This is a genomic window from Enterococcus sp. AZ078 (genome assembly GCF_051714985.1).
GTDB classification, from domain to species: Bacteria; Bacillota; Bacilli; order Lactobacillales; family Enterococcaceae; genus Enterococcus_B; species Enterococcus_B hirae.
Map to the genome: position 1 here is coordinate 990,444 of NZ_JBIOSW010000001.1, position 22,057 is coordinate 1,012,500.

The 22,057-nt window shown below is 37.5% G+C and carries 15 protein-coding genes; 11 read left to right on the forward strand and 4 right to left on the reverse strand.

What is annotated here, in order from left to right; translation table 11 throughout:
* The first annotated feature begins 221 nt into the window (after positions 1-221).
* The gene (locus IGJ18_RS04770) at positions 222-2,375 is read left to right on the forward strand and encodes a peptidoglycan D,D-transpeptidase FtsI family protein (protein WP_010738122.1); all 2,154 of its coding nucleotides are present in this window, start codon (positions 222-224) and stop codon (positions 2,373-2,375) included.
* Between the two features lie 71 nt (positions 2,376-2,446).
* On the opposite strand, the gene IGJ18_RS04775 is transcribed toward IGJ18_RS04770, so the two are convergent.
* Entirely contained in the window at positions 2,447-3,256 is an 810-nt protein-coding gene (locus tag IGJ18_RS04775; protein ID WP_010738121.1) for a Cof-type HAD-IIB family hydrolase, read from the reverse strand.
* Between the two features lie 310 nt (positions 3,257-3,566).
* On the opposite strand from IGJ18_RS04775, the gene IGJ18_RS04780 reads away from it, so the two are divergent.
* Together IGJ18_RS04780 and IGJ18_RS04785 are read left to right on the forward strand one after the other, a co-directional pair.
* On the forward strand, positions 3,567-5,003 hold the full coding sequence (locus IGJ18_RS04780; protein ID WP_034700533.1) for an NCS2 family permease: 1,437 nt from the start codon (positions 3,567-3,569) through the stop codon (positions 5,001-5,003).
* Positions 5,004-5,355: 352 nt separating this feature from the next.
* On the forward strand, positions 5,356-6,552 hold the full coding sequence (locus IGJ18_RS04785; RefSeq protein WP_010738119.1) for a multidrug efflux MFS transporter: 1,197 nt from the start codon (positions 5,356-5,358) through the stop codon (positions 6,550-6,552).
* A gap of 272 nt (positions 6,553-6,824) precedes the next feature.
* Here the strand turns inward: IGJ18_RS04785 and IGJ18_RS04790 are convergent, their stop codons facing one another.
* A complete protein-coding gene (locus tag IGJ18_RS04790; RefSeq protein WP_010719643.1) occupies positions 6,825-7,013 on the reverse strand; it encodes a YjzD family protein in 189 nt (62 codons plus the stop codon).
* A 224-nt stretch (positions 7,014-7,237) separates the two neighbouring features.
* Here IGJ18_RS04790 and dnaE point away from each other — a divergent pair, with 224 nt between their 5' ends.
* The 3 genes from dnaE to pyk all read left to right on the forward strand — a co-directional run bounded on the left by dnaE (position 7,238) and on the right by pyk (position 13,587).
* A complete protein-coding gene (gene dnaE / locus IGJ18_RS04795; RefSeq protein ID WP_096709460.1) occupies positions 7,238-10,552 on the forward strand; it encodes a DNA polymerase III subunit alpha in 3,315 nt (1,104 codons plus the stop codon).
* A 167-nt stretch (positions 10,553-10,719) separates the two neighbouring features.
* Complete coding sequence (pfkA, locus tag IGJ18_RS04800; RefSeq protein ID WP_010719641.1) at positions 10,720-11,682, forward strand: 6-phosphofructokinase; 963 nt, start codon at positions 10,720-10,722, stop codon at positions 11,680-11,682.
* Positions 11,683-11,802: 120 nt separating this feature from the next.
* Positions 11,803-13,587: a pyruvate kinase gene (pyk, locus tag IGJ18_RS04805; RefSeq protein ID WP_010719640.1), complete on the forward strand. Its 1,785-nt coding sequence runs from the start codon at positions 11,803-11,805 to the stop codon at positions 13,585-13,587.
* A 257-nt stretch (positions 13,588-13,844) separates the two neighbouring features.
* Here the strand turns inward: pyk and IGJ18_RS04810 are convergent, their stop codons facing one another.
* Positions 13,845-14,747, reverse strand: coding sequence for a LysR family transcriptional regulator (locus IGJ18_RS04810; RefSeq protein ID WP_053765615.1), 903 nt, complete (start codon positions 14,745-14,747; stop codon positions 13,845-13,847).
* Between the two features lie 221 nt (positions 14,748-14,968).
* Positions 14,969-16,672 carry an IS1182 family transposase gene (locus tag IGJ18_RS04815; protein ID WP_438842952.1) on the reverse strand — a complete coding sequence of 568 codons (1,704 nt, stop codon included), beginning with the start codon at positions 16,670-16,672 and terminating at the stop codon, positions 14,969-14,971.
* A gap of 393 nt (positions 16,673-17,065) precedes the next feature.
* On the opposite strand from IGJ18_RS04815, the gene IGJ18_RS04820 reads away from it, so the two are divergent.
* The 5 genes from IGJ18_RS04820 to IGJ18_RS04840 all read left to right on the forward strand — a co-directional run bounded on the left by IGJ18_RS04820 (position 17,066) and on the right by IGJ18_RS04840 (position 21,872).
* Positions 17,066-17,635, forward strand: a complete 570-nt coding sequence (locus tag IGJ18_RS04820; RefSeq protein WP_010719638.1) for a YceD family protein — start codon at positions 17,066-17,068, stop codon at positions 17,633-17,635.
* A 56-nt stretch (positions 17,636-17,691) separates the two neighbouring features.
* Positions 17,692-17,871, forward strand: coding sequence for a 50S ribosomal protein L32 (gene rpmF, locus IGJ18_RS04825; RefSeq protein WP_010719637.1), 180 nt, complete (start codon positions 17,692-17,694; stop codon positions 17,869-17,871).
* A gap of 209 nt (positions 17,872-18,080) precedes the next feature.
* Positions 18,081-19,502: an NADP-dependent phosphogluconate dehydrogenase gene (gene gndA, locus IGJ18_RS04830; protein WP_438842954.1), complete on the forward strand. Its 1,422-nt coding sequence runs from the start codon at positions 18,081-18,083 to the stop codon at positions 19,500-19,502.
* A gap of 187 nt (positions 19,503-19,689) precedes the next feature.
* Positions 19,690-20,376, forward strand: coding sequence for a response regulator transcription factor (locus tag IGJ18_RS04835; protein WP_005875038.1), 687 nt, complete (start codon positions 19,690-19,692; stop codon positions 20,374-20,376).
* Entirely contained in the window at positions 20,373-21,872 is a 1,500-nt protein-coding gene (locus IGJ18_RS04840) for a HAMP domain-containing sensor histidine kinase (protein WP_010719635.1), read from the forward strand. Before IGJ18_RS04835 ends, IGJ18_RS04840 begins: the two co-directional genes overlap by 4 nt.
* The last annotated feature ends 185 nt before the right edge of the window (positions 21,873-22,057 follow it).

The window sequence follows — 22,057 nt, forward strand, 5'->3', positions numbered from 1 at the left end:
TGTTGTGTTTCACGATAAGAAAATGATAAATTAAATAAAAAACTTTATTTTTTAAAGGTTTGAATTGTTTGAAAACTTGACACGATTTTATCCTGTGAAACAAAAAAAGAATATCAACTTGAAATAAGTTAAAGAATTTATTAGTGATTTTCGTTTCTTCTTTTTTATTTCAAGAAATTTAGGTACAATGAAACATAACAGTAAGTAGGAAAAAGATAGGAATGATGAGAGAGTTTATGAAAAAACTATTAAACAATTCATGGATGGATAAATTGAAAAAAGGTGCACAAGAGCCGAAAAACAAAACATTTCGACGTTCACATGTCCCTTTTCGGTTGAATTTTCTTTTTTTCATCATATTTACATTATTCGTCGCATTGATTGCACGATTAGGTTATCTACAAATCGTTAATGGCGAAGCAATGGAAGCCAAAGTGAAATCATCATCGACACTAACGATCCAAACCAGTTCTCCGAGGGGGATGATTTACGATTCGACAGGTAAACCATTGGTGACGAACCAAGCGAATCAAGCAATTACTTTCACCAGAGGAACAAAAATGACGGCAGAGGATCTTCTTAAAGTAGCGACAAGACTAAATCAATTAATCAATGTGCCAGTTGATGAAAATTTAACTGAACGAGATAAAAAAGACTTTTGGTTAGCTGATCCTAAGCATTTGAAAGAAGCAACGGAACGCTTAACAGCAAAGGAAAAACAACTTGATTCCAGCGATCAATACAAAGCGTTAGTTGATAAAGTAACCGATAGTGAAATCAACTTCAATGAAGAACAATTAAAAATCGCGACGATTTTTAAACGCATGAATAGTGCGTATGAGTTGAACACGGTATTTATCAAAAATTCAGGTGTGACTGATCAAGAATTAGCGGTTGTTTCCGAACATGCTTCAGAACTACCTGGAGTATCCACAGGAACCGACTGGACACGTCAATACACGGCTGCTGACTCAATCAAAAGTATTTTAGGTAGTGTGACAACAGAAAAACAAGGTTTACCAGCTGATGAAGTAGATGAATACTTAGCTAAAGGCTATTCTCGTAATGATCGTGTGGGACAAAGTTACCTTGAAAAGCAATATGAAGATGTTTTACAAGGAACAAAAACCCAATATGAAGTAACCCTCGATAGTAATGGGAATGTAACGAATCAAAAAGAAATCTTTGCTGGTGAAAAAGGGTCCAACCTCATGTTGTCTCTTAACGCTGATTTCCAAGCCAAAGTCGAAAATATCTTAAAGACAAACTACCAAAAATTAGTGGATAGTGGAAAAGCAACTTATTCGCCAGGGGCGTATGCAGTAGCGATGAATCCACAAACCGGTGAGATATTGGCTATGACAGGATTTAGCCACCAAGAAGGGTCCAAAGAGTTGACAGAAAATGCTTTGGGGAATATTACTAGCGCCTTTACTCCAGGGTCAGTAGTCAAAGCAGGTACGTTAACTGCTGGTTGGCAAACGAATGTGATCTCAGGTAACCAAGTGTTAGTCGATGAGCCAATCAAATTACAAGGCTCTTCTGAAAAGAGTTCGGTCTTTAATCGAAGCGGGCGTATTGCAATCAATGCAGTCAAAGCACTTGAACTATCATCGAATACGTATATGATCAAAGTTGCGTTGAAAATGCTGGGATTGGAATATACACCAAATATGGGACTTCCTTCACTAAATGAAGAGTCAAAAGCCTATGAAGAATTACGTAAAGCGTTCAAACAGTTTGGTTTAGGAACAAAAACTGGGATTGATCTACCAAATGAATCACCAGGGATTTCTCGTTCTGTTGATTTTATGAAGAAATTTAATGCAGATAATGGTGCTCAATGGTACACACCAGGTAACTTTACTGACTTAGCTTTTGGTCAGTTTGATACCTATACACCGATCCAATTAGCGCAGTATGCTTCAACTGTAGCCAATGGTGGTAAGAGAATCCAACCTCGTTTAGTCAAGGGAATCTATGGAAATGATGAAAATGGGAACCTTGGTCCGGTGAAAAAAGAGCTGGAAACAAAAGTCGAAGATACCGTTGATATTTCTCCAGCTGATATGTCGATCCTTCGTGAAGGATTCCATCAAGTTGTTCATGGAACAGATGCGTATACGACAGCTAAACCTTTAGCTAGTGCAAAAATGGATTTGTCTGCTAAGACTGGTACAGCCGAAACTGTAGCTGAAGGTCATCCAGATATTACCACAGTAAATAGTAATATCGTGGCCTATGGTCCGAGTGATAACCCACAAATTGCAATTAGTGTCGTTCTACCGAACTTATTAGATGAAAAAGATCATATGAATCTAGTCATTGCAAAAGAAATCATGGACACTTACTACGATATGTTCATGGCAAAATAAAAAGACCAACAACTAAAAAGACCGTTCCAGAGAAATACAATTTGTTTTCTCTGGAACGGTCTTTTTTGATTTTAAAGGGCTAATAAGTCTTCTAGATACGTAGCTAAGCCATCTTCTTGGTTGGTGTGTTCAGTGACATCGTTAGCAACGCCTTTTAATTGATCGGTACCATTTTTCATTGCAACTCCCCAGCCAGCATATTCTAATAGTTCCAAATCGTTATGTTCGTCACCAAAAGCAATGACATCTTTTTGATCGATATCAAGGTAATTGGCAATGCGATGAACGCCTTTGGCTTTTTCAATTCCTTTAGAAACGATTTCTAAAATAGCCATTGGTCCTCCCCAAGTACGAACATCAACAAAATTACCGAATTGACGGGTTAATTCAGCTGAAACTTGTTCAGCATAGCATTTTTCTGTTCGAACCAGTAAAGAGGTTGGATCAGTTGTCAGATTTTTAGGCGATAATAAATTTTGAGGGCTAGGATTTGATGCAGCAAAAATTTTTTCATCAAAAAAATCAAAGCTGTCAATAAAATAAGTTTCACGATTTTCTGCAGCAATGAAATCTAAATTCAATTGGCGTTTTTGAGCTAAAATCTCGAATACGATGCGTTTATCGATCGAGGTTTCTTTTTCATGAGCCCAATATTGATTAGGGATATGTACTAAAGCACCGTTAAAGTTGACCATCGGTGTAGACAATCCTAATTGCTGATAATAATGATAACTCATTCGGAAGGGGCGCCCAGTAGCAATACTGACATGGTGACCAGCGTTAATCGCTTTTTTTAATGTTTCTTCAGTTTTTGAAGTAATGATTGAATCCGGATTTAAAGTTGTTCCGTCTAAATCAATGGCAATGAGCTTTCTATTCAAAAATGTCATTCCTTTCAATGCTAGTATGTGTTTCAGTCTAGCACATATATTTTTTTTAACAAGGTGCAAATGTAAGGGAAAAAGAAGTCTTTTTTAAATTAAAGAGAACGGATACATTTTGTTCAATAACCATTTATAAGGCAAAACACGAACATTAAGCATTTTTTTATTGCTTTTTTTAATGATTTTATTGAAAAGCGAACGAATTATAATTATAATCAATAATTGTTCGACGTAAATGGAATAGTTGACTTATTTTATTTTATTATTTGATTTTACGTCAAAAAAATTCAGGGAGTGGAAATTTTTTATGGAAAAGTTTTTCCAATTAAAGAAAAATAAGACAAATGTACCAACAGAAATCATGGCTGGGGTTACGACATTCTTTGCAATGAGTTATATCTTATTTGTAAATCCAACCATTTTGTCAGCATCAGGGATGCCTTTTCAGGCAGTATTCTTAGCAACAATCATCGCTTCGATCATTGGTACTTTGGTAATGGGGTTGTTTGCAAATGTACCTTATGCGCAAGCACCTGGAATGGGATTAAATGCCTTTTTTACTTTTACAGTAGTTTTTGGATTAGGTTATTCTTGGCAACAAGCTTTAGCGATGGTCTTTATTTGTGGGATGGTCAACATTTTTATTACTGTGACCAAAATACGAAAATTGATCATTCATTCCATTCCTGAAAGTCTACAACATGCGATTGGAGGCGGGATCGGGATCTTTGTCGCTTATGTTGGGATCAAAAATGCAGGATTTCTCTCTTTTTCAGCTGATCAGGCAGCAATCACTAGTTCGGTGGTTGACGGAGGCAAGGCAACGAATGTCACAATCAATGGTGGGATCGTTCCAGCTTTAGCCAACTTCAATAATGCACCGATTTTATTAGCTGTGATCGGTTTGATTTTAACAGCGATCCTGGTGGTAAAAAATGTTCGTGGTGCGATGTTGATCGGGATCGTGGCAACCACTATCTTAGGGATTATGATGGGGGTTGTTGATTTAAGTACGATTGATTGGCAAGCCAATTCATTAGGAAGTTCATTCAAAGAATTAGGCACGACTTTTGGTGCTGCTTTTGGACCAGAGGGGATGCAATCATTATTTAGTGATTCTTCAAAGATTCCACAAGTAATCATGACGATCATTGCGTTTAGTTTATCAGATACATTTGATACGATTGGGACGTTCATCGGAACAGGTCGCCGTACAGGGATCTTCTCAAAAGAAGATGAAGAAGCATTAGAAGATGGCAAAGGTTTCAAGACAAAAATGGATAAAGCGCTCTTTGCCGATGCCATTGCGACATCTGTAGGAGCAATCTTTGGAACATCAAATACGACGACTTATGTAGAATCTGCTGCAGGTATCGGTGCTGGTGGACGAACAGGTTTGACCTCAGTAGTGGTTGCAGTCTTATTTGCATTAAGTAGTTTCTTTTCACCATTGATTTCTATCGTTCCAACTCAAGCAACTGCACCTGCATTGATTTTAGTTGGTGTAATGATGATGGCTTCATTCACAGATATCAATTGGCTTGACCTGGAAGAAGCACTACCAGCATTCTTTGCTTCAATCTTTATGGGATTATGTTATAGCATCTCTTATGGGATTGCTGTCGGCTTCATTTTTTACACGATCGTCAAAGTAATCAAAGGGAAATTCAAAGAAATTTCAATCCCATTATGGATCGTTGTGGTCTTGTTTATCCTTAACTTTATTATTTTAGCAACGATGTAAACCAGCCTAACTGGTAGCTGAACTATTTTCTTAAAGAACCAGCTAAAAAGTCAGGAAACAGCAACATGAGTAAGTTTACAATAAAAAGTAGCACAAATTTAATAAGAAAAAACGCTTTTTGCCATCACCATTTGAATGATTCGAAAAAAGTAGTATTTGCACTCTTAACGATTTTATATAGTTGTTAAGAGTGTTTTTTTGTAACATAAGATTTTCACTGTTAAGATAGTAAATAAGTAGAAGATAGTACTGCTCGGAACAAAACCTTTCGTCTATATAGTAACAATACATAATTTATGCTGTTTCAAAAAGAAATTTTTTGCAAAGAAACATAAAGAAATGAGGATGATCAATGAAGATACAATGGAAGAAAAATTTATTCGTGGCTTGGATCGGCTGCTTTTTTACAGGGGCTAGTTTTAGTTTAGTTATGCCATTTATTCCTGTATATGTAGAACAATTGGGTACACCAAGTGATCAAGTTGAGTTGTTTTCCGGTCTAGCGATATCTGTTACTGCCTTTGCTTCAGCTATCGTAGCGCCAATATGGGGGAATTTGGCAGATCGTAAAGGGCGAAAGCTCATGATGATCCGAGCTGCCGCAGGGATGACGGTAACGATGGGATCGTTGGCCTTTGTTCCCAATGCGTATTGGTTACTGGTCATGCGTTTTTTAAATGGCATTTTATCAGGTTATATTCCTAACGCGACTGCGATGATTGCTTCACAAGCACCAAAAGAAAAAAGTGGTTGGGCATTAGGAACTTTATCGACTGGAGCAATTGCCGGCAGTTTGATCGGACCATCAATGGGAGGTGCGCTGGCACAGTGGTTTGGTATGGAGAATGTTTTCTTGATTACTGGGGTATTATTACTTGTAACAACACTTTTAACCATTTTCTTGGTAAAAGAAGATTTTCAACCAGTAGAAAAAAATGATATGATCAGTACAAAAGAAATCTTTGCCAAAATGGATCATTTATCCATTCTGATCGGATTATTTGTGACCACTTTGATTCTTCAAATTGGTATCACAACTATCAGTCCTATTTTGACCCTATATATTCGTGAGCTAAGCGGTAATTCAGGAAATATTTTATTTGTTAGTGGGTTAATCGTTTCGATTTCAGGTGTGTCTGCAGTTTTTTCATCTCCTAAACTAGGGAAATTAGGGGATAAAATAGGGAACCAAAAAGTACTGCTTGCAGGGCTAACCTTATCTTTTTGTTGCTACTTGCCCATGGCTATTGTAGCGACCCCTTTACAGTTGGGGATCTTACGGTTTATTCTTGGTTTTTCGACGGGAGCGTTAATGCCATCCATCAATACACTCATCAGTAAGATCACGCCGCCAGAAGGAGTGAGTCGAATCTATAGTTACAATCAAATGTGTAGTAATTTTGGACAAGTCTTTGGACCGATGGTGGGCTCGACGGTTGCGCATGCCTTTAACTATCGCGCAGTGTTCATTGCTACAAGCCTCTTTGTTTTATCTAATATCCTATTATCTTTATTTAACTTCAGAAAAGTTCTTCGGCAACGCTTCTGATCAGATGATGAAAAGATCGTGTGTCGCTGTCTTTAAAACCTCGCAGTTCCGATGACACTAGGGAAGAATTTGTTGAAATAACCGCTCATGTTTTGAGAAATTCAGGCTTATTTCAAGGAACAACAATTATTCATTTTTGCGCATGATAAAGAGCCCGGGACGACCTTTTGTCCCAGGCTTAACTTTTCCACTCCAAAAAGTTAATGGAAAGCGAAATGATTTTATCAAAATACATAAAAAGGATGAGACTGCGTCCCACCCTCATTTGGCTTTTATGAATGTGATGAGGCTTCTTTTCTAGGAGTTGCCAATGCACCAAGTAAAATGACAACAACGCCTGCAACCAATGAAATAATCGTTGTTAAAGTAAAATCATAGCCACCGCTTGTAAGAGCCCCACCAATGTAACCTACGACTTGACCTAAGACAAATGACCAAAATAATGTGACGATATATCGCATAAAGAACACCTCTTTTCTAAGCTTAGTTTACCAGAATTTTGCTGAATGTAAAGAAAGCTAGTTGTAAAAAAACAAGTTTTATGATTTAACCAGTCCATATGATAAAATAATAAAAATGCAAATCAAAGAGAATGATTACAAATGCGTTGTCGTTTATCCTATACTCATAGTAGATAAATGAACGCATTGATTAATTGTCTAACTATACAAAAGGTGGAATGACCATGTTTTTCCCACAATTATATACAAAAACCTCCTATTCGCTGTTGCAAAGCACGATCAGGATCCAAGATTATGTCCAAAAGGCAAAAGCACTAGGTTATACAGTCCTAGGAATAACTGATCAAGATGTACTGTATGGGATACCCGAGTTTTATCAAACATGTATCAAAGAAGGAATAAAGCCAATTGTCGGCATGCTCCTTACTTATACTTATGAGTCCCAAGCTTTTGATTTATTGGTATATGCGAAAGATGGCGTTGGCTACCAGCAATTGATGAAGCTGTCGAGTAAAAAAATGATTCAAGAAAGTCTCGCATTATCAGAATTTACAGAATCAGATCATTTGATTTTCGTCGTTCCTCCCCAACATTCTGTGGTAGCTGAATTTAATCAAACAGAGACCTTTACTGCCCATTGGCAAGCACTCAAAGAAAAAGTAGGTCGACAAGATTTTTATGTTGGAATCACTGAAAGTTTCTCAGAACTACCAAGTGGTTGGGTAACGTTCCTAGCAGAAAACAATTATTCCTTATGTGCATTACAACCTATTGCCAGCTTAAGACAAGAAGAACTGTTTGCGCTTGAGACGATGAAACATCTTCGAGCTGGGAGCCAACTTTCTATGGAAGCAATCAACCAACAAAAGATAGAAACGAAAACAGGTTTTTTACTTGCTGAAAATGAAATGATCCAACGGTTTAATGAAGCACAGTTGGTTGATGCGCTAGAGGGTGCGCAACGTTTAGCTCAATCGGTTTCCTTTGAATTTCAATTTCATCAAAAGCTGCTACCTCATTATCCAGTACCAGATCAGAAAAGTGCTGGTCAGTACCTTGATGAATTGTGCCACGCAAAATTAGCAGAGCGAGTCGAAGAAATCACTCCTGAATATCAAGAGCGCCTAGCATATGAGTTGTCGATTATCCATCAAATGGGCTTTGATGATTATTTCTTGATCGTGTGGGACGTCATGGCGTTTGCTCATCGAGAAAAAATCGTGACTGGCGCTGGACGAGGATCAGCGGCTGGTTCATTAGTTGCATATATCTTGGAGATCACCGATGTCGATCCGTTGCAATATGATTTGCTTTTTGAGCGTTTCTTAAACCCAGAACGTTATACGATGCCAGATATCGATTTGGATATCCCTGATAATCGTAGAGAAGAAGTCTTGAATTATGTCAGAGAAAAATATGGACAATACCATATGGCGCAAATTGCAACGTTTGGGACGATGGCGGCTAAGATGGTGTTAAGGGACGTGGCTCGTGTCTTTGGTTTATCACAAAGCGAAGCCAATCGATGGTCAAAGGCGATCCCTAATCAGTTGAAAATTACCTTACCCGAAGCATATCGGACATCGAAACCCTTAGTGGAGTTAGTTCAGTTAAGTGAAAAAAATCAATTACTATTTAAAACAGCTTCGATTTTAGAAGGATTGCCTCGACATGTCTCGACTCACGCAGCGGGTGTTGTGATCAGTGATAAGAATCTATTAGATCTGGTTCCATTACAAAAAGGATCAGATGAAGCATTTTTAACTCAATATACGATGAATGACGTGGAAGCAATCGGACTACTCAAAATGGATTTTTTAGGATTGCGAAATCTTTCGATCATTGATTACGCATTGAAAGCTATTAAAAAAGTAGAAAAGAAAGAAATTCAATTGAAACAAATTCCTTTAAATGATCCTAAGACACTTTTTCTCTTTCAACAAGGAGACACTACAGGGGTTTTCCAATTTGAATCGGCAGGTATTCGCAATGTTTTACGCCGATTAGGACCAGAAACAATTGAAGATATTGCGGCGGTCAATGCGTTATATCGTCCAGGACCAATGCAAAATATCGATACGTTTATTTCCCGCAAAAAAGGAAAAGAAACGATCCATTATCCTGATGATTCCTTAATGCCTATTTTAAAAAACACATATGGTGTCATCGTGTATCAGGAACAGATTATGCAAATCGCTGCAAAGATGGCTGGTTTTTCTTTGGGCCAATCGGATATTTTGCGTCGAGCAATCAGTAAAAAGAAAAAAGAAGTGATTGACAAAGAGCGGGAACACTTTGTCAGTGGGGCAGTAAGTCAGGGCTATTCGAAAGAAAAAGCGGTCGAAGTCTATGACTATATCGAACGTTTTGCCAATTATGGTTTCAATCGCTCGCATGCGTTTGCTTATTCATTTGTTGGGTTTCAAATGGCGTACCTCAAAGCCCACCATCCAGGCGCATTTTTTGTTAGTTTACTAAATTCGGTTCGACACAATACGACCAAATTAAAAGAATACATCGCTGAGGCAAGAAAGAAAAAATTAAAACTAGCAGCACCTTCCATTAATCAGAGCTATTATGGCTTTGAGCTGATTAATCCAGAAGAGATTCGTTTTGGTCTAACTGCGATCAAAGGTGTCCGAAAAGACTTCATTGAGGATATCTTAAAAGATCGAAAAGAAAATGGCGCTTATCAATCAGTGGATCAATTCTTGATTCGTTTAGATAAACGCTGGCTAAAATTAGAGTTGATCCAGTCATTAGTAGCAGTGGGCGTATTTGATGAATTGGCACCGAATCGAAAACAATTGATGCTCGATTTAGAAGGAAAAATACAAAACATTATTTATAGTGGTGGAAGCTTAGATCTCCTAGGGATCATGGCTTTAAAAGAAGAAGAAGTGGCTGACTATTCTTTAGAAGAAAAGCTGCAATTAGAAGAGGAATATTTAGGCATTTATCTTTCAGGGCACCCAACAGAAGGCTATGAACGCTTGAAATTAGCTAAAAAAATCCGGTTAATTACTGAAGTTATTCCGAAACAAACAGTCAGTGTATTAGTGATGATTAAAAATATCCGTGAAATCAGAACTAAAAAAGGGGAGTTGATGGCTTTTGTTGAAGGAACAGATATCAGTGGAGAAATCACGATCACTGTATTCCCCAAATCCTATCGACAATTTCGTTCATTGTTTGAGTTGAATAAAGTGATCTTTGTTCAAGGACGAACAGAAACGAGTAAATACAACCAAGAGTTGCAATTGATTGGCGAAAATTTTGCTGATCCTGTAGAATTAGAAGAACAATATCAAGATCAGACTTGCTACTTACGAATCAAAGAAGAATTTGATAATCCGCAAACGATGAAACAATTGCAAACTATTTTTCAGAAACATTCTGGGTACATTCCAGTCGTGATGTACCATGAAAAGAATCAACGGAAAGTAGTGCTGGCAGAAGCTTATTGGGTCGATGGAAGTAAGAGCTTGAAGAGTCAATTAGCTTACTTGCTCCAACCAGAAAATGTTGTTTTCAAATAACTTACGGTAAAATATACTATTTGCTTTCATTTTTTTTCATTTTTTTATCAGTAAATCAAGACAATTGCTAAAAATAATGTTAGAATGTTAGTCGTGGTTAACGCAAAGAAGGTTATTAACCTAAGCATTGCTTAGGATAAAGTATTTTAATGAGGTGAATGATTATTATGAAACGCATTGGAATTTTGACCAGTGGCGGAGACGCACCTGGAATGAATGCTGCTATTCGTGCCGTTGTTCGTAAAGGGATTTATGAAGGGCTCGAAGTATATGGAATCAACTATGGATTTGCTGGATTAGTTGCAGGAGATATTCGTCGTCTAGATGTTGCAGATGTGGGTGATAAAATCCAACGTGGTGGGACATTCTTGTACTCTGCACGTTACCCTGAATTTGCGACTGAAGAAGGTCAATTAAAAGGGATCGAACAATTGAAAAAATTCGGTATCGAAGGTTTAGTTGTTATCGGTGGAGATGGCTCTTACCATGGAGCAATGGCATTGACAAGACGTGGATTTCCAGCTGTTGGTGTTCCAGGAACAATTGACAACGATATTCCAGGAACTGATTTCACAATCGGTTTTGATACAGCAATCAACACAGTTTTAGAATCAATCGACCGCATTCGTGATACAGCAACTTCACACGTTCGTACGTTTGTTATTGAAGTAATGGGACGTAACGCTGGCGATATCGCATTATGGTCAGGTGTTGCCGGTGGCGCAGATGAAATTATCATTCCTGAACATGATTTTGATATGGCATCTGTGGCTAAAAAAATCCAAGAAGGTCGCGATCGTGGTAAAAAACATTGCTTGATCATCTTAGCAGAAGGCGTAATGGGCGGAAATGAATTTGCCGAAAAACTTTCTGAATATGGTGATTACCATACACGTGTATCCATTTTAGGACACGTAGTACGTGGTGGCTCACCTAGCGCACGTGACCGTGTGTTAGCAAGCAAATTTGGTGCTTATGCTGTTGACTTGCTTCGTGCAGGTAAAGGTGGTCTATGTGTGGGTATCCGCGACAATGAAATGGTCGCTGCAGATATCATCGAAACACTAGAAAGCAACAAACACAAACCAGACTTATCACTTTATGACTTAAATAACTCACTTTCATTCTAAGATTGAAAGCCTGTTATTTGAAATTTAAGCTATAGTTAAAAATAGGTATAGCTTGTTATCTTTGTATTTAGGCTTTAACCAGCTTTAAATAAACAAAATTGAATGGGAGAGTTTTGTAAAATGAAAAAAACCAAAATCGTTAGTACATTAGGACCAGCAAGTAATTCAGTAGAAACTATTTCTAAATTGATTGAATCTGGGGCAAATGTCTTCCGCTTTAACTTTTCACATGGTGATCATGAAGAACAATTATCACGTATGACAATGGTCCGTGAAGCAGTTAAAAAAACAGGTAAAGATGTAGGTATCCTTTTAGATACAAAAGGTGCTGAAATTCGTACAACTGTTCAAGGCACAACTGAAGCTGATTTTGGTCGTGCAGGATACATCAAATTTGAAGTAGGAGATAAAACTCGTATCTCAATGGATCCTGAACATGTAGGTTCAAAAGAAAAAATCGCTGTTACTTACCCTGGACTATTTGAAGACGTTCATGTAGGTGGACACATTTTATTCGATGATGGCTTGATCGATATGGAAATCATTGAAAAAGACGAAGCAACTCGTGAATTAGTTGTAGAAGTGAAAAATGCTGGAATGCTAGGATCTCGTAAAGGGGTTAATGCACCAGGAGTTTCAATCAGCTTACCAGGGATTACTCCTAAAGATGCAGATGATATTCGTTTTGGTCTAGATAACGATATCGACTTTATCGCTGCAAGTTTTGTACGTAAAGCGCAAGACGTTTTAGATATTCGTGAAATTTTAGAAGAAAAAGATATGACACACGTTCAAATCTTTCCTAAAATCGAATCACAAGAAGGAATCGACAACATCGACGAAATCATCAAAGTTTCTGATGGTGTAATGATCGCTCGTGGTGACATGGGTGTTGAAATTCCTGCCGAATTAGTTCCAATGGTTCAAAAACGTATTATCAAAAAATGTAATGCAGCTGGTATCCCAGTAATCACAGCAACACAAATGTTGGAATCAATGCAAGAAAACCCACGTCCAACACGTGCAGAAGCTTCTGACGTTGCCAATGCCGTATTTGACGGAACTGATGCAACAATGTTATCAGGAGAATCAGCAAACGGTGACTACCCTGTAGAAGCTGTTGCAACAATGGCTCGTATTGACCAACAAGCTGAAAATGCATTATCAGAATTAGGCACTTTCCAATTAAACGAATTTGATAAAACTGATGTGACTGAAACAATCGGTCTATCTGTAGCACGCGCTGCTAAAAACTTAGGCGTTAAAACAATCGTAGCTGCAACTGAATCTGGTTATACAGCTAAAATGATCTCAAAATACCGTCCAGATGCTGACATCTTGGCTGTTACTTTTGACGAACGTACAAAACGTGGTTTGATGCTTAACTGGGGTGTTTACCCAACAGTTGCTGAAAAACCAACAACAACTGACGAAATGTTTGAATTAGCTGCTCAAAAAGCAGTTGACTTAGGCTTTGCTTCAGAAGGCGATTTGATCTTGATCACTGCTGGTGTACCAGTTGGTGAACGTGGAACAACTAACGTAATGAAAATTCAAATGATTGGTTCAAAATTATTAGAAGCTCAAGGCGTTGGTCAAAAATCAGTCGTTGCAAATGCAGTTGTTGCTTCATCAGCTGAAGAAGCAATCAAAAAAGCAAAAGACGGCATGGTTTTAGTTGTTCCAACAACTGATAAAGAATATATGCCTGCAATTGAAAAAGCAGCAGCAGTTATCGTTGAAGAAGGCGGATTGACTTCACACGCAGCAGTTGTAGGAATTGCACAAGACATTCCTGTAATCGTTGGTGCACAAGATGCAACTTCAACAATCACTGATGGCGAGTTAGTAACTGTAGACTCACGTCGTGGTATTGTATACCGTGGCGAAACAACAGCAATCTAATTGACTCCGCTGATCATCAAAAAAGGATAAGACTAGGTCTTATCCTTTTTTTTCGTTGTTTTTTAGATGAATCATGCGTCGACCTTCATTTTAACAGAATGATCGTCGGGGTGTTTAAGCTACGTTTTTAAAACGACCTTTTTCTAATGTTACTTAAAGTGTCAATTAGAGAGGAACGAGCAGACTACCGTACAATCATTATTTATTGTTTATTCAAAAGTGTTAATTATTATTCATTCCTATTAATAGCCATTCAATTAAGATTTGTTCTTCTTTTGAGTTTTCATAAATTGTTGGATGACCTCAACCACATTTTCTTGTAAAGGAGTCGGGATTTGCTGAGTACGCTTAGCGAGTGAAATCAGAAAGTGCGGCTGAAGCTGATCGGAAAGTGGGATCGATACGAGATGATCTTCAGGGTGAATAGCAATTTCAGTTAAAAAACCAATCCCGATATTTTCTCGAATCATGCTTTTCAATATGGCTAAGTCATTGCTTTGGTAAACAACTTTAGGTTCAATATGTGCCTGTTTAGCTAACTTTTTAAAAGCTGCAGGATGAACATAATGCTCGTTCAATAAAACGAATTGTTCAGCTGTTAGGTCGCTAAAAGAAATCGTTTGTCGGTCAGCGAAAGGATGAGTAGGAGCAACGACAATCATGAATCGCTTGTCTAAAAGTAATTCGATCTCTAATTTTTGATCGATAATTGGTTGGGTGGAGCCTAGGATCGCTAAATCGATTCTTCCTTGGTGGATCATGCCATACAAATCTCTCGAGCCACCATCTGTAATCTCAATTTGGTCCATTAGCTGAGATTTAATAAAATAACTGGATAATTTCGGAAAATATTCATTGCCAATGATTGGTGGCATTCCAAATCGTAATTTCTTTTTCTGTAATTGCGTAATCTCTGCTTTTGCCATCTTGATCTCTTGCAAGATAGATTGTGCATGGATAAATAACTGTTTGCCAGCAGGGGTAATCACTAATTCGTGGTGTGAACGATCTCTCGTGATAAGAACTGCGTCAAGTTCTTTTTCCAGGCGCTTAAGTGCGTAAGTGATCGTCGGTTGACTAACTTGAAAGTACTTGGCTACCTTGGTAAAATTCTTTTGCTTGACAATTTGAACATAATATTCGATATCTCGTGTGTTCATAACAAGCGTCTGCTCCTTTTTCTTATAAATATTGTTTATTGTAGTTCATCTTGAATACTTGAGCAAATAGAAACCATCAAGTATGTACGCCACAGAACAACTTGTAGAAGAATTTAGCCGGATAAACGATCAAAACTGCTGTTTTTATATCGTTAGTTATCATTCTTGGTTAGTAAAAATCGTTCTTCTGTAGGAATGATCGAATGTTATTCTAAAAATCATCAGTTAATTTTGGGGTAAACATATAGTTTGAGAGTGGGACAATAGTTCTTTCTCAAAAAGAAAATAAGTTCGATTTTGATGTTTATTGTCAAAATAGAACTTATTTTTTCTGTTTTGCGCACTTTCCTCTCCATATATTTTCCTAATTTTCTTAAATTTAATGCCATCAGTGCCAAACCAATATCAATCGTTGCTCCTTGTTTCCCACGCAAATGGAAACGATGGAACGCCAAATGAGCCTTTAGATGTCCGAACACGGGTTCGACATCAATTTTTCGTTTCCGATAAATCGAACCAGTTTTCTCCTCTAAAAGCTTTTTTCTGCATTCTGCTTTGAAATAGCGCCAATTATTATTTACTTGAATTTTTCGCTTTTGTTCACTTTTCGCACGCGTACATTGACGACGAACTGAACAGTTCCGACAATCCTCACATTCATAGATTTTGAAATCTCGAATAAAGCCACCTTTATCTTTTCTGCGACTATAATTTTTGAACGGTACCGGACGATTCGCTGGGCAAATATAGGTGTCTTGTTCTTCAAGATAACGCCAATTCTCCACGTTAAACGGATTATCCTTGTACTTCTTTTTATTTTCTTTGTGATAACTGCCATATGTAATTAAGGGAGTTTTATGTAGAACATCGTTGATATACATGTAATTTTCTTCGCTACCATACCCTGCATCTGCCACAATGTACTCCGGTAACTCCTTATGTCGGTCTAAAAAACTGTCTAAAAATGGATTCAATGTTTTGGTGTCTGTGGGATTTGGAAATAATTCATAGCTCAAAACATACTGATTTTCGGTGGCGATTTGTAAATTATAACCTGGCTTGAGCTGTCCATTTCGCATATAATCGTCTTTCATCCGCATAAAGGTGGCATCAGTATCTGTTTTTGAAAAGCTATTTCGTTCTTGAAATAGTTGAGCATACCGTTCATACTTTTGTTTTCTTGGCAGATAATCCGTTTGTACCTGTCGGAGATATTTTTTATACATTCTTCTTTTTTTCTTTAGTTGACTTTGCTTTTCTTTGCATTTTTCATGTGTTAATTGTACTTGTGTTTCATGGAGTTCAGCTTCTAAATGATGAGCGACTTCTTCTAACTGGTCGCTCGTCAATCCATCGGATTGACTTTCTTCTTTTAAGCAAGGAAGAATTTCCTCTTGATAAAGCGTTTGATAAAAAGCTTCTGATTTTTCATCTAACAACCGTTCACACCGAGTGGTGGCTTTACGCCAAACAAAGCTGAACTTATTGGCGTCTGCTTCAATTTTCGTACCGTCAACGAAGATGGCTTCATTATCTATCACTTGATTGGTTATCAGTTGACGGCGAAACAACACAAAAGCCTCTGCTAGAAGCTGAGCTGTCGTTTCCTGACTTCTGAATCGATTGATCGTGCGGTAACTCACTTGTTCATGATTGGCTAGCCAACGCATACGGTAACTATCGTCTAATAAAAATTCGATCTTTCTGCCAGAAAAAACACGTTGCGTGTAGGCATAAAGAAGAATTTTCAACATCATTTTGGGGTGATAGGCTGGACGTCCCAGCTGTTGTTCAATTTGGTTGAAGAGCGCTTGCGGGATTGCTTCTACTAACGAGTGAACCGCAAAGGCAACATCCGTTTCTGGAATATAATGTTCTACATCTAGTGGTAAAGTTGTTTGGTTGATGGTATAATTTTTAAACATAAGGCACACTCCTTTGATTTTTGTTTAGGCACTTTAATCATACAAGGTTGTGTGCTTTTTGTGTACCTTAAAATCAAAAAAAAATGGGGCAATAATCAGATTTTTTTCTGACTATTGTCCCACTCTCAAACATATAGTTTACGAACCAATAAGGAGAAAAAGTCAAAATTTACAGAGAGTCTTTCACGTAATAGAGAAAAAGTTTAGTTAAAAAAATGGATTCTCTATTAGTTGCGAGTTGCCATGGAAATTTGTTCGTAAATAAAAATAAGACAACATAACGAATAAATAAAAAAAATGTTTTTTAATGAAGTGTAAGGTGTCAAGAAAATTTCATTGACAAGGACCTTTTTGCCCTGTATAATTGCTTTTGTTGCTTAGGAGTGATGAAAAATGAAATGGTCCTTACTCGAATTGAGAAAATACCAAGAGACACCGTTAACATTTCATGAGACCCTTGATCTTAAAGCGGAACTCATGGAGCGAGACAATTTAATACTAGATGTTGCGCCTGTTGCAGTCCAAGGGTTAGTCTCAGTTGATAAAAAAGGCTATCTGGTTCATTACACTGTGCAGACGACTCTGACTGTTCCATCTACGCGTTCTTTAGAACCGGTTGAATTACCGATGGACTTTGCTGTTGACGAATTGTTTATGACAAAAGAACAATATCAACTCAGAGATGACCAATTGTCTGCAGAAGAGATTTTGTTAATCGAAGATGCAAAACTTGACCTGACAGAATCAATTGAAGACAACATTTTATTGGCAATTCCGATGCGCGTATTAACTGAGGAAGAAGAACTCGCAACTGACCTACCGAAAGGAACAGATTGGGAAGTCGTTTCCGAAGAAGAATATGAGCGTAGAAAATCAGAAGATGCCAAGACAAAAGTAGATCCTCGTCTTGCAAAATTATCGGAACTTTTTGATGAACCATCAAATGAAGATGATAAAGCGTAAGATTGGAATATATTGCATCAATTAAGGTGCAAGACTTTACAAGGAGGTGTAGCAAAATGGCAGTACCAGCTAGAAGAACATCAAAAGCTAAAAAAGCAAAACGTCGTACACACTACAAATTGACAATCAAAGGTTTAAACGAATGTGCAAACTGTGGTGAAATGAAAAAAAGCCATCACGTATGTGCAAATTGTGGTTACTACGATGGTAAGGACGTAATGTCTAAAGAAGCTTAATACATTTTAATTAGAAAATGTAAAAACCTCAAGGCTAACCATGGAGCCTTGAGGTTTATTTTTTTGTGATACTTTAAAACTTTCCTAGCTCGTCCATTAATATTGAAACAACGTCATAAAAATATATGCTTCTTTGGTTTGCAATAGCGCCATGTTAAGCTATAATGATAGAGATTAGGGAGAACATCCCATATGTAGGAGGAGTTCATATGTCAAAACAACAAATCGGCGTTGTCGGTATGGCCGTAATGGGTAAAAACTTAGCCCTTAATATTGAAAGTCGTGGGTATTCAGTTGCCCTCTTTAACCGTACTGGATCAAAGACAACTGCTGTGGTGGAAGAACACACAGACAAAAAATTTAAAGCAACTTATTCAATCGAAGAATTTGTCGATTCGATCGAAAAACCACGTCGAATCCTTCTAATGGTAAAGGCTGGTCCGGCAACGGATGCAACCATCCAAGAATTACTTCCGCATTTAGATAAAGGAGATATTTTAATCGATGGAGGAAATACTTTCTTCAAAGATACGATTCGTCGGAATGAAGAACTAGCTAACTCTGGTATCAACTTTATCGGCACAGGTGTATCAGGTGGGGAAGAAGGAGCCTTAAAAGGACCTTCAATCATGCCTGGAGGGCAAAAAGAAGCCTATGAATTGGTTGCACCAATCTTAGAGCAAATCTCTGCTAAAGCAGAAGACGGGGCCCCTTGTGTGACTTACATCGGTCCTAATGGTGCTGGTCATTATGTCAAAATGGTTCATAACGGCATCGAATATGGCGATATGCAATTGATTGCAGAGTCTTATGACTTGATGAAAAACATCTTAGGCTTATCAGTTGAAGAAATGGCTGACATCTTTAAAGAATGGAATCAAGGTGAGTTAGACAGTTACTTGATTGAGATCACTGCAGATATCCTAACAAGAAAAGATGATGAAGGAACTGGGAAACCAATCGTTGATGTCATCATGGACGCTGCTGGTAACAAAGGAACAGGGAAATGGACGAGCCAAAGTGCGTTAGACCTAGGTGTTCCTTTACCATTGATCACAGAATCAGTTTTTGCCCGCTACATTTCAGCATACAAAGATGAACGTGTCCGAGCAAGCAAAGTGCTAACCCGCACGAATGAGTTTTCATTTACTGGAGATAAAAAAGAGTTAATCGAAAAAATCCGTGAAGCATTGTACTTCAGCAAAATTATGAGTTATGCACAAGGTTTTGCTCAATTACGTGTTGCTTCTAAAGAATATGGTTGGGATCTGCCATTTGGTGAAATTGCTAAGATCTGGCGCGCTGGGTGTATCATTCGTGCTCGTTTCTTACAAAAAATCACTGATGCGTATGACAAGGATTCTGATATCGAAAATCTTTTATTAGATGATTATTTTGTCGACATCACCAATAAATACCAACAAGCAGTAAGAGATGTAGTCGCACTAGCTGTCCAAGCAGGCGTTCCAGTACCAACTTTTTCTTCTGCGATTGCTTATTTCGATTCTTATAGAGCAGAACGCTTACCGGCAAATATTATCCAAGCGCAACGTGATTATTTTGGTGCGCACACCTATGAACGGGTAGATAAAGAAGGAATCTTCCATTATTCATGGTATCATGAAGAGTAATCTTTTCGCTTCTTGAAGATGAAGAAAAATAAAAGATGACATGAGAGCTGGAGTCAACTGAAAAGAGAAGACTTCAGCTCTTTTTAAAAATTGTTATCCATGATAAAATGGTTATAGATTTTTAAGTAGATTATCGGTATAATAATAGAGTTTTGAAAAGCCCGTAGAATAGAAAGGAAAAAAATTGATGAGTAATATTCTAATCATTGAAGATGAGAAAAACTTAGCTCGTTTTGTCGAGTTAGAATTAAAGCATGAAGGCTACAATGCAGAAGTACATTACAATGGCCGTACAGGATTAGATGCAGCGTTAAACAATGAATGGGATGCTATTTTATTAGACTTGATGTTACCAGAATTAAATGGACTAGAAGTATGCCGTCGTGTCCGTCAAGTAAAAAATACACCAATCATTATGATGACTGCAAGAGACTCAGTAATTGATCGTGTCTCAGGATTAGATCATGGTGCAGATGACTATATCGTTAAACCTTTTGCGATTGAAGAATTATTAGCTCGTTTACGTGCCTTATTACGTCGTATCGACATTGAAGGAGACAAGAATGTAGCGAAACAAACAACGATCACCTATCGTGACCTAACGATCGAAAAAGAAAATCGTGTCGTACGACGCGGCAGTGAAGTCATTGAGTTAACAAAACGTGAATATGAATTGTTACTTACTTTGATGGAAAATGTAAATGTTGTATTAGCCCGTGATGTTTTACTAAACAAAGTATGGGGATACGAAACAGAAGTCGAAACGAATGTTGTGGATGTCTATATTCGTTATCTTCGTAATAAAATTGATGTTCCTGGAGAAGAAAGTTATATCCAAACTGTCCGTGGAACAGGCTATGTGATGCGCTCGTGATAAAACCGAAAAATTCTGAAAAAAGAGAACTTAAAGGTCCCTCCTTGACAATCAAGTGGGCCTTTGCAAGTTCTTTCTTTATATTCGTTGTTTTTACCATTTTTGCGGTCATTACGTATAAGTCTTCAATCAATCTAATCGTGGCAAAAGAGCGAAACAATGACGAACGAACGATCTCAGAAGTCGCTTCACGATTAGCCAATGCAAATGAAGAGCTGACATTAGTCAACACTTACCGCAACTTAACAAATGCAGAAAATAATACGAGCATCAGTGACACATCAATCATTGAAGGGAATTTGATGAAAATCGATTCGTTCATTTCCGAATTAGGACAATCTTCAATGGATCTATATGTCTATAACTTAGATGAAAAATTAATTTTTAAAACGCATGAAAAAGATCGTTCATTGATCCAAACAACTAGAAAAGTGCCAACGATCGTCACGTTAGATGGCAAAACTGGTTTTCTTTCTGTCCAGCCGATCTATTCTAAAGAAACGAGAGAAAAGATTGGTTATGCTCAAAGTTTTTATGAACTTTCATCTTTTTATGATATTCGGAACAAGTTATTATTGACACTCATCGTATTAGAAGTCGTTTCCTTGATTTTAAGTAGTATACTCGGGTTTTTCTTATCCTCTTATTTCTTAAAACCATTAAAGGTCTTACGAGACACGATGGATACGATTCGTAAAGACCCACAATCAGATATTCATATGCCGGAAATCGATACGAATGATGAACTAGCTGATCTTGCTGAAATCTTCAATGAGATGCTTGATCGCATGCGTCTTTATATTGAACAGCAAGAACAATTTGTGGAAGACGTTTCTCATGAATTAAGAACTCCAGTAGCAATCATTGAGGGACACTTGAGTTTATTGAATCGTTGGGGGAAAGATGATCCTGAAATCTTAGAAGAATCACTAGCTGCAAGCATGCAGGAAATTAGCCGAATGAAGAGTTTGGTTCAGGAAATGCTTGATCTTTCCAGAGCAGAACAAGTGGATATGCATTATGCGAATGAAACGACATTAGCGAAAGAAGTCACTTACCAGGTTTACAATAACTTCAAAATACTATATCCAGATTATGTCATTACTTTAGATGACGATTTAGCAAAAGAAGTGACTCTGCAAATTTATCGTAACCACTTTGAACAGCTAATCATTATTATTTTGGATAATGCAGTGAAGTATTCAACCAATCGAAAAGAAGTGCATATTTCGATTTCTTCTACATTGAGCGAATTTGAAATTGCGATTCAAGACTTTGGAGAAGGCATACCACAAGAAGACCTTAATAAGATTTTCAATCGCTTTTATCGTGTCGACAAAGCCAGAGCACGAACAAAAGGTGGTAATGGGTTAGGCTTATCCATCGCTAAGCAATTGGTTGAAAATTATAAAGGGAGAATCAATGCAGAAAGTGTCGTTGGGCAGGGTACCATTTTTAGGATCTTTATTCCGATTGTAAAAGAAGAAAACAAGTAAAGGGGGTTAACTTTACTTGTTTTTTTTATTCAAAAAACAAACAATATAGGGAAGTGCTCGAATTTATAAAAAACGTAAATACGCGGAACCGAACTTTTGTATCTGAATTGGTGTTAAACGCGCTGAAAAAACTATAAAAAAACGTCAAAATACTAATTATCGAGAGGAATATTCGCTTTTAAAAA